General features: G+C 58.3%; 18 protein-coding genes and 2 riboswitches. Of the genes, 5 read left to right on the top strand and 13 right to left on the bottom strand.

Translation table 11 applies throughout. The features are described 5' to 3' along the window. The first annotated feature begins 8 nt into the window (after window positions 1-8). A complete protein-coding gene (gene pgi / locus PLUT_RS06050) occupies window positions 9-1,664 on the top strand; it encodes a glucose-6-phosphate isomerase (protein WP_041464108.1) in 1,656 nt (551 codons plus the stop codon). Window positions 1,665-2,102: 438 nt separating this feature from the next. On the opposite strand, the gene PLUT_RS06040 is transcribed toward pgi, so the two are convergent. From PLUT_RS06040 to PLUT_RS05980, 13 genes are all read right to left on the bottom strand, one after another. Then, window positions 2,103-3,116 carry an FAD:protein FMN transferase gene (locus tag PLUT_RS06040; protein ID WP_011357894.1) on the bottom strand — a complete coding sequence of 338 codons (1,014 nt, stop codon included), beginning with the start codon at window positions 3,114-3,116 and terminating at the stop codon, window positions 2,103-2,105. Between the two features lie 65 nt (window positions 3,117-3,181). After that, window positions 3,182-3,760: an electron transport complex subunit RsxA gene (gene rsxA, locus PLUT_RS06035; protein WP_011357893.1), complete on the bottom strand. Its 579-nt coding sequence runs from the start codon at window positions 3,758-3,760 to the stop codon at window positions 3,182-3,184. Continuing rightward, window positions 3,760-4,362, bottom strand: coding sequence for an electron transport complex subunit RsxE (rsxE, locus tag PLUT_RS06030; RefSeq protein WP_011357892.1), 603 nt, complete (start codon window positions 4,360-4,362; stop codon window positions 3,760-3,762). Before rsxE ends, rsxA begins: the two co-directional genes overlap by 1 nt. Beyond that, window positions 4,359-4,904, bottom strand: coding sequence for an RnfABCDGE type electron transport complex subunit G (locus tag PLUT_RS06025; protein WP_011357891.1), 546 nt, complete (start codon window positions 4,902-4,904; stop codon window positions 4,359-4,361). Before PLUT_RS06025 ends, rsxE begins: the two co-directional genes overlap by 4 nt. Continuing rightward, window positions 4,901-5,875 carry an RnfABCDGE type electron transport complex subunit D gene (locus PLUT_RS06020; RefSeq protein ID WP_011357890.1) on the bottom strand — a complete coding sequence of 325 codons (975 nt, stop codon included), beginning with the start codon at window positions 5,873-5,875 and terminating at the stop codon, window positions 4,901-4,903. Before PLUT_RS06020 ends, PLUT_RS06025 begins: the two co-directional genes overlap by 4 nt. Window positions 5,876-5,894: 19 nt before the next feature. Next, window positions 5,895-7,220, bottom strand: coding sequence for an electron transport complex subunit RsxC (gene rsxC / locus PLUT_RS06015; protein WP_011357889.1), 1,326 nt, complete (start codon window positions 7,218-7,220; stop codon window positions 5,895-5,897). Further along, window positions 7,221-8,054, bottom strand: coding sequence for a Fe-S cluster domain-containing protein (locus tag PLUT_RS06010; protein WP_011357888.1), 834 nt, complete (start codon window positions 8,052-8,054; stop codon window positions 7,221-7,223). Between the two features lie 181 nt (window positions 8,055-8,235). Beyond that, window positions 8,236-8,679: a SoxR reducing system RseC family protein gene (locus PLUT_RS06005; RefSeq protein ID WP_238974558.1), complete on the bottom strand. Its 444-nt coding sequence runs from the start codon at window positions 8,677-8,679 to the stop codon at window positions 8,236-8,238. After that, on the bottom strand, window positions 8,672-9,979 hold the full coding sequence (purB, locus tag PLUT_RS06000) for an adenylosuccinate lyase (protein ID WP_041463838.1): 1,308 nt from the start codon (window positions 9,977-9,979) through the stop codon (window positions 8,672-8,674). The genes PLUT_RS06005 and purB overlap by 8 nt, the downstream gene beginning before the upstream one ends. A gap of 67 nt (window positions 9,980-10,046) precedes the next feature. Further along, window positions 10,047-11,474: a CCA tRNA nucleotidyltransferase gene (locus PLUT_RS05995; RefSeq protein WP_011357885.1), complete on the bottom strand. Its 1,428-nt coding sequence runs from the start codon at window positions 11,472-11,474 to the stop codon at window positions 10,047-10,049. A 5-nt stretch (window positions 11,475-11,479) separates the two neighbouring features. After that, window positions 11,480-12,538: a Gfo/Idh/MocA family protein gene (locus PLUT_RS05990; RefSeq protein ID WP_011357884.1), complete on the bottom strand. Its 1,059-nt coding sequence runs from the start codon at window positions 12,536-12,538 to the stop codon at window positions 11,480-11,482. A 46-nt stretch (window positions 12,539-12,584) separates the two neighbouring features. Beyond that, window positions 12,585-13,859, bottom strand: coding sequence for an MFS transporter (locus PLUT_RS05985; RefSeq protein WP_011357883.1), 1,275 nt, complete (start codon window positions 13,857-13,859; stop codon window positions 12,585-12,587). A gap of 102 nt (window positions 13,860-13,961) precedes the next feature. Continuing rightward, entirely contained in the window at window positions 13,962-14,876 is a 915-nt protein-coding gene (locus PLUT_RS05980; RefSeq protein WP_011357882.1) for a cobalamin-binding protein, read from the bottom strand. Window positions 14,877-14,999: 123 nt separating this feature from the next. Here PLUT_RS05980 and PLUT_RS05975 point away from each other — a divergent pair, with 123 nt between their 5' ends. The 4 genes from PLUT_RS05975 to PLUT_RS05960 all read left to right on the top strand — a co-directional run bounded on the left by PLUT_RS05975 (window position 15,000) and on the right by PLUT_RS05960 (window position 19,368). Beyond that, window positions 15,000-15,509: an SRPBCC family protein gene (locus PLUT_RS05975; protein ID WP_011357881.1), complete on the top strand. Its 510-nt coding sequence runs from the start codon at window positions 15,000-15,002 to the stop codon at window positions 15,507-15,509. Between the two features lie 87 nt (window positions 15,510-15,596). Continuing rightward, window positions 15,597-17,264: a Na/Pi cotransporter family protein gene (locus PLUT_RS05970; protein WP_011357880.1), complete on the top strand. Its 1,668-nt coding sequence runs from the start codon at window positions 15,597-15,599 to the stop codon at window positions 17,262-17,264. Between the two features lie 62 nt (window positions 17,265-17,326). Continuing rightward, window positions 17,327-17,545, top strand: a riboswitch (cobalamin riboswitch). A 27-nt stretch (window positions 17,546-17,572) separates the two neighbouring features. After that, window positions 17,573-17,920: a hypothetical protein gene (locus PLUT_RS05965; protein ID WP_011357879.1), complete on the top strand. Its 348-nt coding sequence runs from the start codon at window positions 17,573-17,575 to the stop codon at window positions 17,918-17,920. Window positions 17,921-18,084: 164 nt separating this feature from the next. After that, window positions 18,085-18,285: riboswitch (cobalamin riboswitch) on the top strand. Window positions 18,286-18,396: 111 nt separating this feature from the next. Next, the gene (locus PLUT_RS05960) at window positions 18,397-19,368 is read left to right on the top strand and encodes a zinc-dependent alcohol dehydrogenase (protein ID WP_011357878.1); all 972 of its coding nucleotides are present in this window, start codon (window positions 18,397-18,399) and stop codon (window positions 19,366-19,368) included. Window positions 19,369-19,447: the final 79 nt, after the last annotated feature.

Raw genomic sequence — 19,447 nt, 5'->3', positions numbered from 1 at the left:
ACATCATGATGGATCTTTCAAGAAGTGCTGCGTGGAGCGCCCTCGTATCACACCGCCAGGAGGTCGAGCAACTCCATATGCGGGACATGTTCATGAGCGACCATGACCGCTTCAAGCACTTCTCAATCCGCTGGAACGGCCTGCTTCTTGATTACTCGAAAAACCGTATCAACTCCCGGACCATGGGTCTGCTCGTAGAGCTTGCCCGGCAGGCGAACCTCATCGAGGCCCGGGACGGGATGTTCGCGGGAGAAAAGATCAATTTCACCGAAAACCGTGCGGTTCTGCATACTGCATTGCGCCGCCAGCCGGGCTACACCTTGAACGTCGACGGGCTCGATGTGCCTGCCGAGGTGGACTCGGTGCTCCGGCAGATGAAGGCGTTCACCGACAAGGTGGTTGGCGGAGAGTGGAAGGGGTATACGGGAAAGCGCATTACTGATGTCGTAAACATCGGCATCGGCGGCTCCGATCTTGGTCCCTGCATGGTGACGGAGGCGCTCCGCCCGTTCGCAGATGGCGCCATTGCCGTACACTTTGTGTCCAACATCGACGGCACCCATGTCAGCGAAGTGCTCAAGAGGGTTGATGCTGAAACCACCCTTTTTGTCATTGCATCGAAAACCTTCACCACTCAGGAGACCCTGACCAACTCCATGACAGCCAGGGAGTGGTTCCTTTCGAGGGCTATTGACCCGGCCCACATCGCCCTGCATTTTGCCGCCGTCTCGACCAACCGCACGAAGGTCGTGGAGTTCGGCATTGATCCGGAGAACATGTTCAGGTTCTGGGACTGGGTCGGGGGCCGTTATTCCCTCTGGTCTGCCATCGGTCTTTCCATTGCGCTCTATCTGGGGTTTGAGGCTTTCCAGGAGCTGCTCCGGGGAGCCCGGGCCATGGACGAGCACTTCCAGGAGGCTCCGCTTGAAGAGAATATTCCCGTCATCCTCGCCCTGCTCGGCGTCTGGTACAACAATTTCTTCGATGTACCCTCCCACGCCGTCATTCCCTATGACCAGTATCTCCATCGCCTTCCGGCCTATCTCCAGCAGCTGGACATGGAAAGCAACGGCAAGCGGGTAGACCGGCTCGGCAATACGGTCGAGTATCCCACCGGACCGATCATCTGGGGCGAGCCCGGAACCAATTCACAGCATGCGTTCTTCCAGCTCCTGCATCAGGGAACCGGTTTCATTCCTGCAGACTTTATTCTGCCGCTGAAAACCCAGAACCCCATAGGTGAGCATCATGACATTCTCGTCGCCAACTGCTTTGCCCAGACCGAGGCGCTCATGCGCGGCAAGAGTGCTTCGGAGGCATCTGAAGAGCTTGCGGCTGCGGGGGTCGATGAAGAAACGATGCAGATGCTCGTGGCGCACAAGGTCTTCCCCGGAAACCGACCGACCAATACGCTCCTGCTGGATGAAATAAATCCCTTTACGCTCGGAAGCCTCATCGCCATGTATGAGCACAAGGTGTTTGTGCAGGGAGTGATATGGCAGGTCAACTCGTTCGACCAGTGGGGAGTAGAGCTCGGAAAGCAGCTGGCCAAAGCGATTCTGCCTGAGCTCCAGTCCCAGAAAGAGAGCGATGCCCACGATGCTTCGACCAACGCCCTCATCAACAGCTACCGCAGCTACCGCGAGGGGCAGAAGGTCGGGTAGTCATTTCTGATTTCGCCACGTTCGGCATGCATTGAACCCCCGGGAAAATACTGATTTCTCCCCGGGGGTTCGTATTGCCGGGTCCACACCTCTCTCCACGTTATTCCACTAGAGTCCGCCATCTGTCGTGCCCGAAGTCAATAAGGACTCCCGGTGGTGCGCCTGGGGTCTGTTCAGGCGGTTTACTCGTTCGCATGCTCTTTATTCACGTGAGCCCTGATTATTCAATGCCGGAAGCCGGTGATGTTCAACATGTTCCAATACACAACCCCGGTTTCCCTCCCCAGGGGGCATTTTGATTTAGTTTCTTCCGCCCTTCTTTCCCTTGGTGCCTCAGACCCTCGGGGCCACTGTCAGCAGTTTGTCTCTTTTCATCGCTTGCCTTTCGGATGGCTTTTATCTTGAGCTTCCCTGAAGCCAGAGCCCCCTGGTAGAGCCTCATTCTTCAATGAAGGCTGAAAGGTTCGGGCTGCGGTGGATGCGGCCTGTGCTGTCGATGAGGATGTAAGCGAGGGTTGTGTCACGCATGGTACGGGCGCGTGATAGCTCGGGCCCGAGGATGAAGAAGGCGGTCGCATAGGCGTCTGCCTTTGCGGGGTCATGGGCGAAGACCGTCGCGCTTTTCATACCCGAAGCCGGCTGGCCGGTCGAAAGATCGATGATGTGGTGGTAGCGGCGGCCGTTCCATATAAAGAAGTTCTCATACCCTCCACTTGTTGCGATGCCGCACTCACGCCTTATGTTGAAGCGGATGAGCGGAGGGGCGTCCTTTCTGTCGGGATCCTGTATGCCAGAGCTCCATTCCCCGCCGTTCTTTCTGCCGTGCACAAACAGATCTCCTCCGGCGTTGATGATGTAGTCGTCTATGCCCGCCCGCTCCAGTATCCTGCCGGCTTCGCGTGCAGCGTACCCTTTGGCGATCCCCCCGAACCCGATTTTCATCCCCTTCTTTTCGAGATACAGCGTCATCTTCTTCCGCTCAAGCCGGACAGCCCGGTAGTCGACAAGTTTCAGGGCAGCCGCAATGCTGTCGGGGGGAGGCGGAGACTTCCGGTGCTTGATGTCCCACAACCTCCCGAGCGGCAGAAAGGTCGGGTCGAATACGCCCCCGGTGCTGTCTGATATGGCCAGGCCGAGCTCTGTGACGTTCGCGAGGTCCCGGGTGACGGGAACGGGGGCGAGGCCTGCCTGACGTGCCGCCAGAGAGACGGGGCTTTCGGCGATCCACTCGCTCAATTGGGACTCCAGAGAGGCAATTCTCTGGAATGCGTTGGTGAAAGCCGCTTCAACTTTTTCTTCAGGGATATCCCTGCTTGCAGCCTTGATTTTGAAGACGGTCCCCATCAGGACCTTTTCCTGTTCGTACACCGGTGCTTCGTCCAGCCGGGCGGAGCAGGAGAAGAGGATGGTGAGAAAGAAGATGAGAAGAGAGAGGCGGAAGGGAGTTCGCATGGCGGTTTCTGGCTTGCAGCCCCCGCCCGGGCAGGCGGGGGAGGCTGCGTTCTCGCGGGGGTATCTTACTTCACAAGTCCGGAAAATCCCATGAATGCAAGCGAGAGGATTGCTGCGGAGACCAGGCCGATCGGGACGTTCCTGAACGGGGCCGGAATATCTGCGTCTTCAAGCTTTTCGCGCACACCGGCAAAGATGACGATGGCCAGGATGAAGCCGATGGCGGAGAAGAAGGCGAAGAGTACGGACATCACAAGCGAATACTTCTCCTGGATGGCAAGCAGGGCCACACCAAGGATGGCGCAGTTCGTGGTGATGAGCGGCAGGTAGATGCCGAGCGCGCTGTACAGGGGCTTGGAGACCTTCTTGAGGACGATTTCGACCAGCTGTACCAGCGAGGCGATGACGAGGATGTACATGACCGTCTGCATGAACTCAATGTGGAATGCCACGAGCACGCCGTGGTAGAGCACATAGGTGATGGCGGTGGAGAGCGTCATGACGAAGGTGACGGCAAGTCCCATTCCGAGGGCCGTGTCGAGTTTCTTTGAGACCCCGAGGTAGGGGCAGATGCCGAGGAAGCGGGCGAAGACAACGTTGTTGACAAAAACAGCGCTGACGATTACGAGCAGATATTCAGCCATCAGTTGACTCCTCTTTTCTTTTCAAGTGCGTTCATGAGTGCAATCATTGCTCCGAGGCCTGCAAATGCGCCGGGAGGGAGGGCGAAGACGAGCAGCGGGGTGCCGTTCTCGCCGATGAGAGGCATATTGAATATTGTTCCGCTGCCGAGAACCTCGCGGATGGAGGCGAGAACAAGGAGCGCCAGGGTAAAGCCGATACCCATACCGATGGCGTCAAGCACCGAGTACCATACTCCGGAGCGGCTGGCGAAGGCTTCAGCACGACCGAGGATGATGCAGTTGACGACGATCAGCGGAATGAAGATGCCGAGCGCCTGGTTCAGCTCAGGCGAGAACGCCTTTATGAGCATATCGACGATCGTCACGAAGGTGGCGATGATGAGCACGAACGACGGGATGCGTACCGTGTCGGGGATCATTTTCGATGTGAGCGATATCACGACATTCGAGCCGAGCAGTACGAAGGTGGTCGCAAGTCCCATGCCGAGTCCGTTTACCGCAGAAGTGGTGACCGCGAGCACCGGGCAGAGCCCGAGGAGCATCTTGGTCACGGGGTTTTCCTTGACGAACCCCCGGGTCAGTGTATTGAGTGCTTCGTTCATTTTGCAGCGGTGTTAGGGTATTGCTGGTTGATCAGTTCCAGTCCGGTGTGGACGGCATCGGTGATGGCTCGCGAGGAGATTGTGGCCGCAGTCAGTTCGTCGACGAACCCGCCATCCTTGTGGACTTTCCATACCGGCCCGTCCAGGCTGACTCCGTGGAACTGCCGGCGGAACTTCTCCTTGTCGATCTTGTCTCCGAGGCCGGGGGTTTCCATGGTCGTGATGACCTTGTAGTCGATGATGCTGTGGTCGGGGGCGACACCAAGCAGGATTTCGATCCTGCCGCCGTAGCCTTTTTCCGTGAATGATTTCACGGCGATGCCCTTCAGTGTGCCTTCGGTGTCGTAGGCTTCGAAGAATGAAGTGCCGGCAGCTTCGAGGGTTCGGAGGCTGTCAAGCTGGAATGGGAAGATCTTCTCGATCGCACGACGCTCCATCTGAGCTTTGGCAATCGCGATTGGCTCTTTGGTGAAGTCGGCGACCGTTGCCAGAAGGGCGGCACTGATAAGGCCGATGATGGTAAGTATGATGACTGGTCTCATGCTGTTTCGAGGGACTGTTGTTTCTTGGCCTTGATGTCGTTGAGGTCCCACCGGTCAAGCAGCGGTACCAGGGAGTTCATGATGAGGATTGCGAACGAGACCCCTTCAGGGTATCCGCCCCAGAGTCTGATTACTGCGGTGAGTATGCCGCAGCCGCCGGCGAAGACCAGCTGGCCGCGCATCGACATCGGACTTGTCACCATATCGGTAGCCATGAAGAAAGCACCGAGGATGAGGCCGCCGGTCAGGATGTGGAAGAGCGGGGTGGCGTAGGTCGAAGGATCGATGAGATAGAATATGCCGGTGAAGACTGCGGTGACGGCGATGAAGGTCAGCGGGATGGTGAGGGTGATGTAGCGCTTGTAGAAGAGCCATGCCGCACCGATGAGGAGCGCAAGCGCGGAGGTTTCACCGAGGCTTCCGCCGGTTTTGCCGAGCAGCGCGTCCATGTAGCTGAACCCCTGGAGGGCGGAGAGTCCGTCGGTTTTCAGGATGCCGAGCGGGGAGGCTGCCGTCTGCATGTCCACCGCGAAGGGGACAGGCCAGCTGGTCATGGCGACCGGAAAGGAGATGAGGAGAAACACCCTTGCCACAAGCGCCGGGTTGAAGATGTTGAAGCCGAGCCCTCCGAACAGGTGCTTGGTGACGACGATGGCCACAAAGGCTCCGAGGACGACCATCCAGAGCGGAAGGCCGGAGGGGACGTTGAGTGCAAGGAGCAGGCCGGTGACAACGGCGCTGCCGTCGAAGCAGGAATCGGGCTTCCTTCGGATGCGGTCGGTCATCCATTCAAAGGCGATGGATGCGGCGATGGCCGTAAGGGTCACGAGCAGGGCGGGGATGCCGAAATAGTAGACCGAAAGTGCGGTTGCCGGCAGCAGCGCTAGGGCAACGTTGTACATCACCGATTCTATCGAGTCCTTCGAGCGGACGAAGGGCGCGTAGGATACTTTCAACTTCAGTGGTTCCATGTGGCTAATGCTGTTGCTGTTAAGCGGTTTTGCGTTGACGGCGGTTGTTTCTGAGGGCCTTGGCGTACTTGATCCAGTGGACGAGTTCGCGTCCTGACGGGCACTGGTAGCTGCAGCTGCCGCATTCCGTGCAGTTCATGAGCCCGTAAGTCTCGGCATCATCCAGCCGGCGGAACTCGGCTTCGGTGGCAAGCAGCCATGGCTCCAGGCTCTGTGGGCAGCCGCTCGTGCATTTGCCGCATCGGATGCAGGTCCTTTCACGAGAACCTGTGAGCATGGTGTTGTTGATGAAGAGGATGCCCGACGTGGTTTTTGTGACCGGAACGTCGAGGGTGAACTGCGAGCGCCCCATCATAGGTCCGCCGGTGATGACCTGGTTCGTTTTCTCCGACATGCTGCCTGCAAAAGCGGCGATGTCGCTGAAGCGGGTTCCGATGACCGCCTTGATGTTCTTTGCCGACTTGATCTCCATGCCCGATACGGTCACAATGCGCTCAACCAGCGGACGGTTCAGGCATACGGCTTCGTAGACGGCAAGCGCCGTGCCGATGTTCTGGACGAGGCAGCCTTTGTCGAAGGGGAGCTGGCCCTCTTCGATGGTGCGGCCGGTGATGGCGTTGATGAGCTGTTTTTCCGCACCCTGAGGGTATTTGGTCTCGAGGGTGACGATCTCTATGCCTTTTCCGGCAGCTGCTTTCTGGAGAGCAAGAACGGCGTCGGGTTTGTTCGATTCAACGCCGATGAAGGGTTTTGCCTTTCCCTCAAAGAGCGAGGTGATGATCAGAAGGCCCTTCACGATACCTTCCGGAGACTCGAGCATGAGGCGGTGGTCGGCGGTGAGGAACGGTTCGCACTCGGCGCCGTTGAGTATGATGGTGTCGACCGGCTTGTCCTTGGGAGGGGAGAGCTTCACTGAGGTCGGGAACCCTGCTCCGCCCATTCCGACAACTCCCGCATCCTTGATTTTCCGCAGAATCTCCTCTTTCGAAAGACTCGTCGGGTCAATGGCCGGGGTGTTGCAGCCTTCCAGCCACTCGTCTTTGCCGTCGGTGGTGATGATGACGGTCATTGAGTAGTTGCCGCCGGGGTGCGGGGCCGATTTGACAGCCTTGACCTTGCCGCTCGTGCCGGCATGGACATTGGCGGAGATAAATCCGTCGGCTTCACCGATGAGCTGGCCTTTCTTGACCTCGTCGCCCACTTTCACAACCGGTTTGGCGGGCTTTCCGAGGTGCTGGTTCATAGAAACGGCAATCTCGGCGGGAATCGGCATGGCCTCAATCGCTTTCGATGCAGTCAGTTTATGTTCGGGAGGGTGGATGCCTCCAACCGTGAATGTCTTCATCTATGAGGCTTGTTTTGATTTGACGGTATCGTTCAGCCGGACGATGCAGTTGACTTTCGTCGGGCAGACCTCGATGCACTTGCCGCACGAGGTGCATTTTTCCTGGATGATGCGGGCTACGAAGTCTTCGATGACGATGGCCTGTTCAGGGCACTCTTTCACACATTTCTGGCAGGCGATGCAGCCGGCGTCGCAGGCACGTTTGGTGTCGGCACCGCGGTCGTGCGAGTTGCAGGCGATGAAGATTCTGTCGGCTTTCTTGTCCTGCATGACGAGCACTCCGGTGGGGCAGGCGGGAATGCAGGCTCCGCAGCCGGTGCAGAGGTCGGAATCAATGACGATGAGGCCGTTTTCGATACGCATGGCATTGAAGTCGCACCATGCGATGCAGGAGCCGAGGCCGATGCAGCTGTGGCGGCAGAGTTTGGGGCCGGCGAATGCCTGGGTGGCGGCCCAGCAGTCCTGGATGCCGACGTACTCGGCAGAAGGCTTTGCGACGTTGTCGGAACCCTGGCAGAGGACGGCGCAGACAACCGGCTTTGGCTCAGCCATTTCAATGCCGAGCGAGTCACCGAGCTTTGCGGCAAGATCACTTCCTCCGACCGGGCAGGTCATCGAGGTGTCTCTGGTTCGTACCAGCTCTTCGGCAAACTGGTTGCAGCTTGGATAGCCGCAGGCGCCGCAGTTGACACCGGGCAGGACCCCGTTGATGATGGTCACCATCGGGTCTTCTGCGACATGGAACTTTCTGGAGACAAAGTATATGATGACGCCGAGGGCGAGGGCAAGGGTTCCCAGGCTGAGGACGGCGGGTATGAAGGCTTCATTTACCATTGGCTTGTAATAGAGGCGGCATACGGGTATGCCGGTTGATGCATCATCCGGTTCAGGCGGTCTGTAACGGGGCAGTTTTCCCGTTCGAAGCCGCAGCGAATGTGCGGGCATTGAAAATTCTGACTTTCAAGGTACGGCTTTTCTGTCTGAAATAAAAGTACTGCAGGGCAATTGCCGTTCTTCACCCGTGTTTCAGGGGTTTTGGTACGACGCGGACCACCCTGTGGTAGGTCTTGTTTCTCAGAACAGCCTTGAGGACGACGAGGGTTAGAAGGAGGACCGCTCCTCCCGTACCTGCCGCCTGCAGGAGCGGCAGCTGGACGGCTGCCGCCGCGATGAGGGCGAGAATGAATGTCGAGAGGGGTATGACAAAGAGGATGAGTGCGGCCTTCAGCTCGGCATGCTCGCCGATGGAGAGTTCAACGATCGTGCCGGCGGTTGCACCGGCGTCGTTCCGTGCCAGAATGGTCTCGTTCTTCGCTTTGCCTGCACCTCCGCCGCTGGCACTGCAGAATCCGCAGTGCGGGCCTTTCAGGGCTTCGTCCTCACAGACGACCATGATCTCTGCAAGGCCTTTTCTTACGGCGTGTACCCGTCCGTACATTCGTGTAGCTCCTTCAGTCAAGTCCGTTGCGCTTGAAGATGATGTCAACGCTGTTCTTCAGCTTGCCGAGAATGGTCTCGAAGCTGAACAGACCGGCGATTTCCTCTGCACTGATGTGCTGGAGAAGCTCTTCATCCTTCAGTACGAGCTCCCGCAGGTGGGTTTTCGTCGCCCAGCTCTCCATGGCGTTGCGCTGCACGAGCCGGTAGGCATCTTCGCGGGTCAGGCCTTTTGCCGTGAGGGCCAGAAGCAGGGTCTGCGATGTGGTGAGGCCGTAGGAGGAGTTGAAGTTCTCTTCCATCCGTTCGGGGTAGACGAGGAGGGTTTCAAGCGATTCCGAGAAGGTGCGGAGCATGTAGCATAGTGCCGTCGTGCTGTCGGGCATGATGATGCGCTCGACCGAGGAGTGCGAGATGTCGCGTTCGTGCCACAGTGCCACGTTTTCCATGGCGGCGAGGGAGTTTGAGCGTACGACGCGGGCCAGGCCCGTCAGGCGCTCGAAGGTGATGGGGTTGCGTTTGTGCGGCATGGCCGAGCTGCCTTTCTGGCCTTTGCTGAAGTACTCCTCAGCCTCACGGACCTCGGTGCGCTGCAGGTGGCGGAGCTCGACGGAGAACTTCTCGATGCTTGAGGCGACGATGGCCATGGTGGTTGCGAACTCTGCATGGCGGTCGCGCTGCAGGATCTGGGTCGATATGCTGGAGGGCTCCAGGCCGAGTTTGCGGCATACGGCTGCTTCAATGTCGGGGGAGAGGTGCTGGTAGGTGCCGACGGCTCCCGAGATCTTTCCGACCGAGATGGTCTCGACCGCGCGCTTCATCCGCAGGAGGTTGCGCTTCATCTCCTCGTGCCAGAGCAGGAGCTTGAGCCCGAACGTGGTCGGTTCGGCGTGTATGCCGTGGGTGCGGCCCATTTCGACCGTGTACTTGAACTCGACGGCACGCCGGGCAAGCACGGCGACGAGCTGTTCGATATCTTTTACCAGAATGGCGCCGGCGTCACGCATCTGCATGGCCAGGCACGTGTCGACCACGTCGGACGAGGTCAGCCCTTCATGGATCCAGCGGGAGTCGGGGCCGACGTAGCTTGCGACATTGGTGAGGAAGGCGATGACGTCATGCTTGGTCTCTTTCTCGATCTCAAGGATTTCTTCCACATTGAATGCGGCTTTCTTCCTGATGGTGTCGAGTGCAGGGGGGGGGACGATTCCGGCTTCCATGCGGGCTTCGACTGCGGCGATTTCAAGCTGGAGCCAGCGCTGGAACTTGGCTTCATCGGTCCAGATCGCCGTCATGTCTTTGGGTGAGTAACGAGGTATCAAGGGTGGTGCTGTTTTGGAGTTCGAAAAGGTTCTTCAAAAAAGGCTCAATATAACGAAAAGTCGGTGCTTATTTTCCCGCTGCAGGGGGGCCATCTCCCGATAACCTCCTGTATGCCTCCCGAACATACTCGAGCGCTGCTTCACGCTCATAGGGGAGAGTGCCGTCGATGATGGCGTTTTCCATCTCTTTCTTGATCATGCCGACCATCCTGCCTTCCGGGAGCTGGAGCTCCTGCATGATTTCCAGTCCGTCGACGGGCGGGCGCCATTTGGCCAGAAGATCCTTTTCTCCGACTTCCGCGATCTTCTTCTCCACATTTCCGAAGTTCTGCATGATGCGGGCAACCTTCCGGGGGTTCTTGCTCGTGACGTCTGCACGGCAGAGCGTCATCAGGTCTTCCAGATCTTCTCCGGCGTCGAACATGAGCCGGCGGATGGCCGAGTCCGTGATCTCTTCCTTCGAGAGGGGAATGGGCCGGTGGTGCATGCGGATCATTTTCTGCACATAGACGAGCCGGTCCTGCGGCCATCGCATTTCGCGGAAGATCCTTGCCGCCGCCCTCACTCCCACCGCATCATGGCCATGGAAGGTCCAGCCCGCATGTTTGCTGAACCGCTTTGTCTGTGGTTTTGCGACGTCGTGCAGGAGCGCGGCAATCCGGAGCCAGAGGTCCTGGGACGCCCGGGCGACGTTGTCGACCACCTGGAATGTGTGGTAGAGGGTGTCTTTGTGGCCAAGGCCGTCGATCTGTTCGATGCCCGCCATGGCTGCCGTTTCAGGGAGGATTTCTGCGAGCACTCCGGTTTCATGCAGGAGTTTGAGCCCGACTGAAGGCTCGGGGGACTGCATGATTTTCAGGAACTCGCTGCTCGTGCGTTCGGCAGATACGATCCTGATGCGTTCGTGCATGGTGGCCATGGCCGCCACTGCTTCAGGAGCCGGGGTGAAGCCGAGCTGTGCTGCGAAACGCGCTGTGCGCATCATGCGGAGAGGGTCGTCCGAGTATGTCTGCAGAGGGGCGAGCGGTGTGCGGAGTATTTTCTTTTCAAGGTCCTCCCGGCCGCAGTGCTGGTCCACGATGGTGCCGCGCCCTTCATGGTTGAGGACGAGGGCAAGGGCGTTGATGGTGAAGTCGCGCCGTGAGAGATCGTCTTCGAGGGTGCCCTTGAGGGTGATGGGTTTGCGGGAGTCGTGGTTGTAGGACTCCTTGCGGGCGCCGACAAGCTCAAGGGTAAAGGTCGCACCCTCCGGGTCCGGAAGCTCGAGGCGTGCGGTGCGGAACCGTTCGAACAAGACGAAATTCCGGCCACCGAGCTCTTTCTGGACGGTCTTTGCAAAGGGAACGGGGTCGCCCAACACCATGATGTCGATGTCGGTGCAGGGGCGCTGCATCAGCATGTCGCGGACATAGCCGCCGACAAGGTAGCAGCCCATCTGGCTCCTGTCGGCGATTTCTCCAATGCGGAACAGGATATCGGGAACAGTAGTTACCATGCGCTTCAGTCCTCCATCGCTCCTTCAGCCGCTTTCAGGGCCTCTGCGTTTGCGGCGATTTCCTCGGCGATGCGTCCGGCCACCATGATTGCCCGTCGGCCGTCGTGGGAGCTGACTGCCACTGGAGCCTCACCCGCCACTGCGGCGATGAAGTGCAGCAGCTCGTCCTTCAGGGCATTGACTTTCGGCGGGTCGGGGTGGATGTAGTCGAGCACGAGGCCCTGCATTGACTCCTGAATCTCGCCGAACTGTTCGAGGATCTTTTTTGCTGCAAAGGTCTTGATGGGGTTTTTCGATGAGGCTTCTTCGGGCTTCACGAGCCGGAACACTTCGGATTTGCCTGTCGTGAGGTCGAGCGATGCGTAACTTTTCGGCGCAGTCCCGAAAAAGCGGAGCTTGCGGCTGCGGCTCCGGCTGAGCCGGCTCGCCGTGACGTTTGCTGTCGCACCGTTCTGGAAGTCGATTCGGGCTGTGGCCATGTCGAGCTCGTTGGAAAACACCCTGACGCCGGAAGCAGAGATATGGCGGATCTCGGAGTTGATGAGCGAAAGGACAAGGTCGATGTCGTGGATCATGAGATCAAGCACGACAGAGACATCGGTCACCCGGCGTGAAAAGCCGCTGAGCCGTTCTGCCTGGATGTACATCGGCCGCCCGATATGGGCTTCGACCGCTCTCAGGGCCGGGTTGAACCGCTCGATATGGCCGACCTGGATGGTGACGCCCATCTCTTTTTCGAGACGGATGAGCAGGTCTGCCTCTTCGACCGTAGTTGTGATGGGTTTTTCGATGAAAAGGTGCAGGCCTTTCTGAAGCAGGCCGCGGGCGATCTGGAAGTGGGAACTCGTCGTTGTGGCGATGACGGCCGCATCGCAGGCTTCAGCCAGACTGTCGATGGTGGGGAACACCGAGACCTCGTATTTCGAGGCGATTTCCCGGGCCCTTGCGGGATCGAGGTCGAATACGCCGGCACAGGTGACACCGGGGGTTTCCTGCGCTATTTCCGCCAGCAGCTTGGTGTGGAACTCACCGAGCTTGCCGACGCCTATCACTCCGATGTTCATGATGGTATTCTCCAGTTAGGGCATGGTTGCCGAAGGGGGTTCTGATTCAGGCGTTTGGGGATTCTACAGCTGCGGCACCCTCGGTATCGAAGGCCTCGATCCGGTACTTGAACATATCAAGCGCGATCAGTACCCCGAGAACCGTCAGCGCTCCGGCGACGATGTAGGGGGCGTGGAAGTTCATGCCGTAGAGGATGCTTCCGCTGAAGGGTCCCATGATGCGGGCCAGCGAGTTGACCGACTGCGAGATGCCGAGTATCTGTCCCTGCTGCTGCTTGTAGCTGTAGAGGGAGATCATTGAGAGGTTGATCGGGGCCACGAGGCTGGTGCCGATTGCAAAGAAAAAGAGGATCAGGAGCCCGATGGTGAAAAGGGAGTCCTTAGGGGCGAAGGGGACGAAAAAGACCCCGATGAAGGTGAAGATATGGCCCCAGAGAAAGAGCTTGTGCTCTCCGAGCTTTTTGATGAGGTTGCGGATCATGCCGCCTTGAACAACGACGGAAAAGAAACCGACATAGGCGAAAATGTAGCCGATGCCCTGGTCGGTCGCCATGAAATACTCTTTCCAGAGGAGGATGGAGGCCACCTGCATGTTGACGATGGCGAAGGTGAAGAGGAAATTGGCGATCATCAGCATGGCCAGCGGGCGGGAACTGAAGGCCAGTTTCAGGCCGTCGACATATTCTCCGGTCTTTTCCCCGAGGATTTCCAGAACGGGGCGGGAGGGACCTTTGGCCGACCTGCCGAAGCTGAAGGAGAGCTTTCCTGCGTTTTTGTTCGATTCAGGCAGGAAGAAGACGGCAAGCAGGAAGTCGAAAGCGATGAGCCCGGCAGAGACATAGCCGACCATCGGGATGCCCCAGTTGTGTTTGAGCAGGCCGCCGATGAGGGGGCCGATGATGAAGCCGATGCCGAATGCCGCCCCGATCATGCCCATCGCGCCGGAGCGGCTCTTGCTGTCGGTGACGTCGGTGATGTAGGCCTGTGCGGCGGCGATGTTGGCCGAGCCGATGCCGGAAAGGCCGCGGGAGAGAATGAGCAGCGGTATGGTGCTGGCCTGGGAGAAGAGCAGATAGGAGAGCGCAGTGATGAAGATGCTGATGAGCATGACCGGCCGCCGGCCGATCTTGTCACTCAGCTTTCCCCATAGCGGGGAGAAGATGAACTGCATGATGGAGAAGATCGCCGCGATGAAGCCGATCATGAACGGGTTCGCTCCGAGGTCCTTTGCGTAGGTCGGAAGAAGCGGCAGCACGATCCCGAACCCGATAAGGTCGAGCATGACGGTCAGGAGCAGGATGAACAGTGGCGACTTCTTCATGCACAGGGAGCGTTTTGTTCAGCGGTTTGCCCCCCCGGCCGGGGGGGTCAAAGCCCCAAAGATAAGAAAATTGAAGCCGAATCGGTACTGCCGGCCTGAAATTCAGCCCTTCTCTTTGTCCCCGGGGTAAAAGAGTCTGTGCAGCCTTTCCACTCCTTCAAGGACCCTCGGCCCCGGACGCAGGAACAGGCTGTTGTCGAACCCGTCGTACACATGTCCCCCCTTCACCGCACGGAGGTGCCCCCAGCCGGGGCGCTTCATCACATCTCCGGCAGCGGAGGTCTCCCTGGCCATGTACATACAGGCGATGATGTCCGGGTTCCGGGCAATCACCCACTCCTGGGATATTTCAAAATATTCCTTCTCCACCACGTCCCCGATGTTGCGTCCTCCGGCGCATTCGATCAGTGCCGAGGTGTAGCTGCCGCTGCCGCCGGTCCAGAACGGGTCGTCCCAGATTTCCAGATAGACGCTCGGGCGCGTTTTCTTTTCTCTGGCCTTCATGCGTTCTTCGGCCTTCATGCGGTATCGGCCGAGCCCTTCCGTGATGACGGCTGCAAGGCTGTCGGCCTGCTTTTCGTGGCCGGTCAGCCGGCCGAGTCTTCTCAGCGCGTCCGGGATCTCTTCAGGGGTTTTGCAGCTTATGGTCTCAAGCCGTATGCCGAGCCCTTTGATTTTTTCTCCCATCTTCTCATCGGCAAGGTCGACATCGATGGCAAGATCGGGGTGGATGGATGCGAGTACTTCAAGTGAGGGGCGGCCGAAGGCGCCGGTTACCGGGATCGCTTTAGCTTCAACCGGCCAGTCACAGGCGCTGGTGCGCCCGACGACCTGGTCCCCGGCCCCTATGGCGAAGAGCATTTCGGTGAGGCTCGGTGCGAGGCTGACGATTTTCGGGCGTCTGGCGTCCTGTGCCGGGGTTTCTGCATGCTTTTCCGTGCATGCGGCCGTGAAGATGAACATGCATAAGAGGGGCAGAAAGGCCATCTGCCGGAAAAGGTTGCCCTGTCGACGCATACGGGTGGTTGTTGCGGTTACTGAAGGTATCGGGTGGAAAATGCAGTAGCAAGGTACATAGCGCGTGTTGTAAATGCCAACAGGGCGGGGATACTTTTTTGCCCCGGGAGCGTTATAGGAACTATGGAAACACATACACTGCAGTTCGTACAGCACTTCCCGGTCGGGATTGAATGCGTCTGGGACTTTTTTTCGCGTCCCCTGAACCTTGCCCGCCTGACTCCGCCTGAGATGCGCTTCAGGGTAACGGGAGGGTCGGGCGCGGGGCACATTCATGAGGGTATGCGCATCACCTATACACTCTATCCCTTCATGCTTGTCCCTGTTTTCTGGGAAACCGAAATCAGCCGGGTAGAAAAGCCATTTGTTTTTGAGGACGTGCAGCTCTCCGGTCCCTATCTGCACTGGATGCATCGCCATGAGTTCAAGGCGGTCAAGGGGGGCACGGAAATGACCGATACCATCTTCTACCGTATGCCCGGTGGCGTTCTTGGTGAACTGGTCGATTCATTCATCCTCAGCCATAGGCTCCGGGAGGTTTTTGAATACAGGCGTCAGAGGGGCTTTGCTCTGCTCGGCAGAGAAAAAATATGTAATTTGCCTGCAGGCGGCCCGTCTCCATCTCCATCATGAACCGGGTGCCGACAACGAGCCAAAACGAGCTGTACACGAATCATGAACGCACTATTAACTCGCTAATGAACATGCCATGAACATGCCATGAACCAGGTGATCTCCTTCACATCCATCGCCGTGTATTTTTCCGGCGGTCTGGCTCTGTTCCTGTTCGGGATCAGGATGATGAGCAGCGGCCTGAAAAAGGCCTCCGGTGAACGGATGAGGGTGTTTGTTTCACGCATTGCCGGCAGGCCTGTATTCGGGCTGTTTGCCGGAGCGATGGCAACTATGGTGGTGCAGAGCAGCAGTACCATCATCGCCACCCTCGTCGGGCTCGTACAGTCCCGCCTCATGACCTTCAGCCAGTCGCTGGCCGTGATTTTAGGCGCGGAAATCGGCACGACGGCCATGGCACAGCTGATTGCATTCCGGCTCCACGATTACGCCCTCGTCATCTTCACGTTGGGTTTTCTTCTCTACACTCTCGCCAAGACTGAGAACCTCCGTTTTCTTGGCGAGGCGGTATCGGGGTTCGGCCTGCTGTTTTTCGGTCTGCAGCTGATGTCCGGGGCGGTAGCGCCGCTGCAGGCCTATCCGCCCTTTCTCCAGATGCTCTCCTTTCTTGACAACCCGCTCGCGGGACTTCTTTCGGGCCTCTTTCTCACCGCCCTCATGCAGAGCAGCGGCGCGTTTATCGGTATCGTCATAACGCTTGCTTCTCAGGGCAGCATCGGTCTTGAGGCGGCGATTCCTCTGCTTCTCGGCGCCAACATCGGCACCTGCATCACGGCAGTGATTGCCGGCTCAGGGATGCTTCGGCCAGCCAAAAGGGTGGCGCTTGCACAAGTCATGTTCAACGTGGCGGGCATTCTCCTCTTCATCTTCTTCATCCCCCAGTTTGCTTCGCTCGTCCGGACCCTCAGCGTGTCGGAGGACCTGCCGCGGCAGGTGGCCAACGCCCATTCCATATACAACGTTTTCATGGCTCTTGTCTTTCTTCCGCTTCTGCCGCTGTTCGACCGCCTGCTGTATTTCCTTTACCCGGATGACCCGATGGAGATCCGCCAGCAGCCAGCCGTCTGGTACCTGAAGGAGTCCGCGCTTGCCACACCGGAACTTGCCCTCAGTTACGCGCGCAGGGAGATCGTACGCATGGCGCGCATAGCGGCCCGGATGGTCTGCGCTGCGCTGCACCCCTTTGTTCGTGAGGACAGGGGCCGGGATGAGGTGTTCCCCAGCCTTTCCATTATCGGAGGAATGGACATGCGGGAGGAAAAGATGGATTACCTCGAACGGAGGGTGTCGGACTACCTGATAAAGATCAGCCGGAGCGGTCTTACCGAGGCGCAGTCAAGGGAGGTATTCGCTCTCATGGAAACGGTCAAGTATCTGGAATCCATGGGAGACGTCATCGAGGTGCTCTCCCGTCGTCTTGTCAGGATGAAAGAGAGCCTCAGGACTCCGCTGAGCATGGATGGGAAAGAGGAGCTGCTCCGCCTGCATGCGTTTGTCTGCAGCGAATCGGGCAGGCTTGCCGACTTGCTTCAGAGCATGGACGCCGCAGAAGCGGCGGCGATCCTCGCCAAAGACCGGGAGTTCCGCACTCTTTCCTCAGAGACCGGGGCCTCGCATCTGGAGCGTGTACGGCGCAATCCTGAATCGGAACTGACGCACGACCTGCATATGGAGCTGGTCAATGTCCTCGAACAGGTTCACCATTACTCGAAGGCGATTACGACAGTCATTGCCGGAGCAGGAGAGAAGAGCTGATGGAGGACCACTATGGCATCTCTTGCTTTCTTCTGTTTGGCGGGAGGAAACTTTTTCTTATCCTGCAAATCTAGACTTGTGGTGCCTGAATATGGAAACATCGAAGGCGTAATAGGGAACCCGGTGTAAATCCGGGACAGTACCCGCTGCTGTAATCCTGCATCCCCCAAGGGAGATGGAAAGGTTTCTGCAACAATGCCACTGTTCCAAACAAAAATGGAACGGGAAGGCTGCAGGAATTCGGGAAAGTCAGAAGACCTGCCGCAACTATTTCGTGAACGCTTCGGGATAAAAGCTGAGATACCAAGATGAAGAACAACTCCGCACAAGCACGGGGAGCGGGTAAACTCCGCCTCTCTGTCGGTCGCATCGGCACACGCATTTTTCTTTCGATCCTCCGCCGCCTCTTTCCGGCGCTGCGGGCTCCGGATTTCATCTCACCGCCTCCGCTTGAGGTGTTTTCCACAAGCCCGAGGATGCTGTTCACCAGTCCGCGGATGGCCAGAGCCATCCTGCAGCACCGGAGGCCGGAGGCGTGTTTTCCCGTCGGCATGCAGGAAAAGCCTGCTGACCCGCTCTGGGATCCGTTCGGATACGGGTATCCGTATTCCCTGAACTCGCTGCTTATCGTGTCGGTGACGCTGTTTGCCCTTTAGCCTCTCTCCCCGCTCCTTACCTCATGGTATGGAACTGCGGCACATGGCGCGGTGACTGAGGCAGTATTTCAAGCCCGTTCAGATTGATACACTGGTTCAGCAGCCCGGCGGAAGCTCCATGTTGTTCCTGTGGCTTTGCATGATTTGTATTTCATCGCGGATGCATTACCTTTGCAATGAGTGGTTGCATAGCATCCAGGAACACGGTGTGAATCCGTGGCGGTCCCGCCGCTGTAACCGGGAACTGAACCTGCACAAGATCCCCGGAAGGGGATGGTCACTGTTCCGGCATACCGGAATGGGAAGGTCTGCGGGGGAGGAATGATCCGGGAGCCAGAAGACCTGCTGTGACGAACCCTTACCAATAATCGGCATTTACCCCCGTGGGGAGTGCCTTGAGAGAATCCCAATGGCAAAGGGCTTCGCTCCATCTTCAATGAAGATGGGACGAAGCCCTTTTTTATTTATGCGAAAACATGAAAGCACTCCTTCTCTGCGGCCCCAAATCACTCTCGATTCTCGATCGGCCGATTCCGATACCGGGCGAAGGCGAGGTTCTTCTGCGGGTCCGGGCGGCCGCGATCTGCCGCACCGATGCCAAGATGTGGAGTTCGGGACATCGTGACCTCCGGCTGCCACGGGTTCTCGGCCATGAAGTCAGCGGCACTATCGAGGGCAATCCGGGGCAGCTTTATGCCCTGTGGCCCGGTCAAGCCTGTGGCAGCTGTATGGCGTGCCGGAGCGGGCGCCAGAACCTTTGCCCGGACATGCGCATCACCGGCTTTCATCGTGATGGCGGTTTTGCTGAATTCCTCACGGCTCCGCGCTCCAGCCTTCTCGAAGTGCCTGAGGGAGTCGGCCCGGTGATGGCAACGCTTGCCGAACCTCTCGCCTGTGCCGTACACGGCGTGCGGCAGGGAGGTGTGAGTTCCCGGGAGCGGGTCCTCATTTACGGGGCAGGTACGCTGGGGCTTCTCGTTGCCCTTGTGGCGAGGGAATGTGGCGCTTCTGTCGTTATGTCCGATCCTGATATAGAGAAGCTTTCAAAGAGCGAGGTGTTCAGAAATCGTTTCGGAATCGGCACCGACGTACATCCGGGCGCGCCCTGTGGTCTGTTTGATGTTGTCTTCAACGCCACGCCGGCTCCGGAAGCCATTGAGGCCGGAGTCGACCGGCTGGCGGCCGGCGGCAGGTTCTGCCTGTTCAGCGGGATAGGGAAGGAGCCGGCAATCCCTGCCCGCGTAGTTGATGAGCTGCATTACCGTGAGCTTGCATTCATAGGCGCTTATGGCTGCCGGCTTCATGATATGGGTGAAGCAGTCCGCCTGCTTTCATGGTACAGCGCTGAGCTCGGGTTCCTTATTGAGCGCAGGATCCGGCTGGACGGGGTGCAACCCGCAATGGAAGCAGTCCTCAGCGGGAAAGGTTTCCGCCATGTCATTGTCTGAGGTGCCCTGATGAGCGTGTTATTACAACAACAGTGCCTCCGCCGGGATCGGACGGGGGCCGATTATGAAGGAAAAAATC

It is taken from the genome of Pelodictyon luteolum DSM 273 (assembly GCF_000012485.1).
In the GTDB taxonomy this organism is placed as follows: Bacteria; Bacteroidota; Chlorobiia; order Chlorobiales; family Chlorobiaceae; genus Chlorobium; species Chlorobium luteolum.
Note: the sequence above shows the minus strand (reverse complement) of the source record. Positions and strands in the feature narration are given on the sequence as shown.

Coding starts and splice junctions, on each gene's coding strand:
- rsxE (WP_011357892.1), bottom strand. CDS start 4,362: ATGAACGAAGCACTCAATACACTGACCCGGGGGTTCGTCAAGGAAAAC.
- rsxC (WP_011357889.1), bottom strand. CDS start 7,220: ATGAAGACATTCACGGTTGGAGGCATCCACCCTCCCGAACATAAACTG.
- PLUT_RS05985 (WP_011357883.1), bottom strand. CDS start 13,859: ATGAAGAAGTCGCCACTGTTCATCCTGCTCCTGACCGTCATGCTCGAC.
- PLUT_RS06010 (WP_011357888.1), bottom strand. CDS start 8,054: ATGGTAAATGAAGCCTTCATACCCGCCGTCCTCAGCCTGGGAACCCTT.
- PLUT_RS05980 (WP_011357882.1), bottom strand. CDS start 14,876: ATGCGTCGACAGGGCAACCTTTTCCGGCAGATGGCCTTTCTGCCCCTC.
- PLUT_RS05965 (WP_011357879.1), top strand. CDS start 17,573: ATGAAGAACAACTCCGCACAAGCACGGGGAGCGGGTAAACTCCGCCTC.
- rsxA (WP_011357893.1), bottom strand. CDS start 3,760: ATGGCTGAATATCTGCTCGTAATCGTCAGCGCTGTTTTTGTCAACAAC.
- PLUT_RS05970 (WP_011357880.1), top strand. CDS start 15,597: ATGAACCAGGTGATCTCCTTCACATCCATCGCCGTGTATTTTTCCGGC.
- PLUT_RS05960 (WP_011357878.1), top strand. CDS start 18,397: ATGAAAGCACTCCTTCTCTGCGGCCCCAAATCACTCTCGATTCTCGAT.
- PLUT_RS05995 (WP_011357885.1), bottom strand. CDS start 11,474: ATGGTAACTACTGTTCCCGATATCCTGTTCCGCATTGGAGAAATCGCC.
- PLUT_RS06020 (WP_011357890.1), bottom strand. CDS start 5,875: ATGGAACCACTGAAGTTGAAAGTATCCTACGCGCCCTTCGTCCGCTCG.
- PLUT_RS06025 (WP_011357891.1), bottom strand. CDS start 4,904: ATGAGACCAGTCATCATACTTACCATCATCGGCCTTATCAGTGCCGCC.
- PLUT_RS05990 (WP_011357884.1), bottom strand. CDS start 12,538: ATGAACATCGGAGTGATAGGCGTCGGCAAGCTCGGTGAGTTCCACACC.
- PLUT_RS05975 (WP_011357881.1), top strand. CDS start 15,000: ATGGAAACACATACACTGCAGTTCGTACAGCACTTCCCGGTCGGGATT.
- pgi (WP_041464108.1), top strand. CDS start 9: ATGGATCTTTCAAGAAGTGCTGCGTGGAGCGCCCTCGTATCACACCGC.
- PLUT_RS06040 (WP_011357894.1), bottom strand. CDS start 3,116: ATGCGAACTCCCTTCCGCCTCTCTCTTCTCATCTTCTTTCTCACCATC.